The organism is Aeromicrobium phragmitis (assembly GCF_003674095.1).
GTDB classification, from domain to species: domain Bacteria; phylum Actinomycetota; class Actinomycetes; order Propionibacteriales; family Nocardioidaceae; genus Aeromicrobium; species Aeromicrobium phragmitis.
Genome location: NZ_RDBF01000051.1, coordinates 1 through 527, shown reverse-complemented (window position 1 = coordinate 527; position 527 = coordinate 1). Strand labels below are relative to the sequence as shown.

The following is a 527-nucleotide window of genomic DNA, read 5'->3' as shown; positions in this document are numbered from 1 at the left end:
CGTCGTGCGTTGTACGCGGAAGCCAGCGCCGTGGCCGCCTCGGCCTCACGATCCAAGGCGCCGACATACAGCTCGACGCCGCTCCCCGCGTGGCGGCGAACGGCGTCGAGTCGGTCCGCTACTTGCTGGCTCCGCTTCGATAGCTGAGGTACGTCCGTTGCGTGGCGATGTGGTCAGCCACGTACTTTGCGTCATGCCACACGCCCCAGATGAAGCTTGAACCGCGCCGGGACAGCCAGGGAAGCCCAAGGAAATAGATGCCCGGCTCGCTGGAGACGCCGCGGCGGTGCCGCGGCCGGCCTTTCTCGTCGAACGCGTCCGCGTGCAACCAGCTGTAGTCGGCCGTGAACCCGGTTGCCCAGACGATCGAGTTCACCCCGGCGTCCTGAAGGTCGAGCTCACGATGCGGCTGTGAGGCGCAATCGGGAAGTGCGCCGAGCTCACGGGCTCGTGGTTCCTCCGGGAATGCGAGGCCGTTGCGCGCAATGTAGTCGTCAGCGGCATCGAGAAGTGCGAGATAGTTCGCG

General features: G+C 66.4%; 1 pseudogene. It reads right to left on the bottom strand.

Annotated elements, in window-relative coordinates:
- Positions 1–118: 118 nt before the first annotated feature.
- Positions 119–527: pseudogene (locus D9V41_RS16195) on the bottom strand (FAD-dependent oxidoreductase); the annotation flags it as partial.